Below are 2,743 nucleotides of genomic sequence, written 5' to 3'. Positions count from 1 at the left end.
CGACCGTCGCGGCGACGGGGAGGGTCCGGCGGCCCGAGCCGCGCGCGGCTGACACGGGCACGGGCGGTCAGGGGCCGGTGAGGCGCTCGCCCGCCTCGCCTACGACGCGCCGTCGCGCCCTCGTCCGCGACGTCGTCGACGACCCGCTCGGACCACGTCGTGACGTCGTCGCCGTCGACGTGGACGCGCTCGCCGTCCCCGACCTCGAGCGTCACCGAGAGCGCGCCGCGCACGGCGACGTGCGCACGGCGGTCCGTCACGACGGCGACGGCGAACGGCGGGACGGTGCGCAGGCTCGAGCCGAAGGCGCCCGTGAGGACCTGCAGCACCTCCACCACGCCCGGCTCGGTGCCGAGCTGGTCCCACAGCTGCTCCAGGACGGGCGCGTCGACCGGAGCGGGCAGGAGGACGACGGCCCCGCCCCGCACCAGGGCGCGCGCCTCGCCCGGGGCGTAGCGCAGCGTCACGTCGGGTCCCCCATCTGCAGACGTACCTCCCTGGGCAACGTGTCCTCGTCGATCGCCGGGGCCGACCCGGGCTCGCGGTCACGGGGAGCCGTGCTCCCGCCGCTCGTGTCGCCGGACACGCCGGTGGCGTCCACCACGACGACAGTGATGTTATCCCGCCCACCGGCGACGATGGCCTCGTGCACGAGCCGCTCGGCGGCCCCCTGCGGGTCCGGGTGCTCGAGGAGGATCTCGGTGATGCGCTCGTCGGACAGCTCGCCCGTCAGCCCGTCCGAGCACACGAGGACACGGTCGTGCCGCTCGATCGGCACGTACCAGAAGTCCGGCCGGGGCTCGGTGCGCGAGCCCAGCGCGCGCGTGACGACGTGCCGGCGCGGGTGGGTCAGCGCCTCGCCGCGCGTGAGGAGGCCGGCGTCGACCATCTCCTGCACCTCGGAATGGTCGACGCTCACCTGGTCCAGCCGGCCGCCCGACAGGTGGTAGGTCCGCGAGTCGCCGACGTTGATCACGAGCCAGTACGGGACGCCGTCCTGCTCGGCGACGGCCACCCCGGTGAGGGTGGTCCCGGCGCCGCGGCCCGGGTCGGTGACGATCGCGCGCACGTTCTCCTGCGCGACGGCCAGGCACGTGCGGACGTCGTCGGGCGTGACGACGTCGAGGTCGGCGAGCGGGCGCAGGGCGTCGACCGCCGTCGCGCTCGCGACCTCGCCCGCCTCGTGGCCGCCCATGCCGTCCGCGACGAGGAAGACGGACCGGGAGACGAGGAAGCGGTCCTCGTTGAGCAGGCGCCGGGCGCCGCGGTGGGACGCCGCGCCCCACGCCAGGTGCACCTCGACCTCGGCGCTCACACGGACCCCGGGTGGACGAGGAGGCGGCGGTCGCCGACGTGGATGGTCGCACCCACCGGGACGCGGACGCGCGCGCCCGGCTCCACGACGCGCGGGGGCGTGCCGGGCACGGAGACGACGGTGCCGTTCGTCGAGCCGCGGTCGGTGACCCACAGGCCGCCGGGGTCGACGCCGAGCTCGGCGTGCGTCTTCGACACCGACCGCGTCGGGTCCTCGACGGCGACGAGGATCCAGTCCCCGCCCTCCGCGGCCTGCGGGTTGCGCCCGACGAGCGCGGGACCGTCGATCAGGCGCCGCTCGCCCGACTCGAGCTCCAGCACGGCCGTGACGACCGGCGCCGGCTCCATCGCCCCGAGGTCGCGCGCGCTCATGCGCGTGCTGTCCCAGTCGGGCTCCTCGGGCGCGGGTGTGGGCTGCGCGGGCTGGGCGACCGACGGCGCGGGCTGGGCGGGGACCGACGGCGCGGGCTGCGCCGGGGCCGTCGGCGCGGACATCCCCGGCACGCCGGTGATGAGGCCGCCCGCGGGCGGCGCGGCGGAGGACGGGAACGCCCACGGGTCCGGCAGGTCCGGTGCCGGCGCGGCACCGTTCGGCACGGGGCCGGTGGGTGCCTGGCCGGACGGCGCAGGGCCGGACGGCACGGGGTCCTGGCGGGGCGCGGGCGGGGCGCTGGGCGCGGACCACGGACCGGGCGCGGACGGCCCGCCGGGCGCGACGACCTCGGGAGAGGGCGTCGCGGCCCGCGGCGTGATGCCGTCGCGGGGGCGACCCGCGTCGGGCACGCCGCGCGCGTCCACGACGACGGCCCGCGCGGCCTTGTCCTGCCAGCCCTGCCGGCGGCCCGAGGAGTCGAAGGCGGGGCTCAGGACGACGAGCCACTGGCCGACCCAGAGCACGACCGCGCCGGCGCCCACGACGAGCCAGCGCACGAACGCCCGGCCGAACCCGACCGGCGTGCGCGTCGAGGCGTCGAGCGTGCGGATGCCGGTCGCGAGGTTGCCGAGCGTCTTGCCGGTGGAGCCCTCCCAGACCCAGGTCCAGACCCACCACGCGAGCGCGACGACCGCGGCCGCGACGTACACGACGGCCAGCCGCCCGAGCAGGGTCGACGCCTCCTCGGCGGTGACCTCGCGGACGCCGCCCAGCAGCGGCACCCCGGTGAGGGCGGTGCCGACGAGGATCACCGCGAGAGCGAGGATCCCCGGGACCGCCGCGTCGACCACGTAGGCGAGCACGCGTCGTCCGACACCGGCGTACGGCGCGGCGGCGAGGCCGCGCCCTCCGGGCGCCGGCGGCGCGACGAACGCCTTCTGCGTGGCGGTGTAGACCTCGGGCTCCGTGGTGGTGTCCGGCGCGCTCGTGCGCGGCACCGCGTACGGCGGCTGGGCCGCGTCGGCCCGCGACGCGCCCGCGGCGGCCTGGACCCCG

General features: G+C 77.8%; 2 protein-coding genes and 1 pseudogene. All 3 read right to left on the bottom strand.

The features are described from left to right. Positions 1-467 (bottom strand): annotated as a pseudogene (locus JZ5iCDA_RS16705) (hypothetical protein); the annotation flags it as partial. Continuing rightward, positions 464-1,315, bottom strand: a complete 852-nt coding sequence (locus tag JZ5iCDA_RS16700; RefSeq protein ID WP_069388148.1) for a PP2C family protein-serine/threonine phosphatase — start codon at positions 1,313-1,315, stop codon at positions 464-466. The gene JZ5iCDA_RS16700 and the pseudogene JZ5iCDA_RS16705, both read right to left, overlap by 4 nt. Next, a partial coding sequence (locus JZ5iCDA_RS16695; RefSeq protein ID WP_069388147.1) for an RDD family protein occupies positions 1,312-2,743 on the bottom strand: 1,432 nt, incomplete at its 5' end. The genes JZ5iCDA_RS16695 and JZ5iCDA_RS16700, both read right to left, overlap by 4 nt.

The organism is Cellulosimicrobium cellulans (assembly GCF_001722485.1).
GTDB classification, from domain to species: Bacteria; Actinomycetota; Actinomycetes; order Actinomycetales; family Cellulomonadaceae; genus Cellulosimicrobium; species Cellulosimicrobium cellulans_A.
The sequence above is the reverse complement of the archived record's forward strand: the minus strand, read 5'-3'. Positions and strand labels throughout refer to the sequence as shown.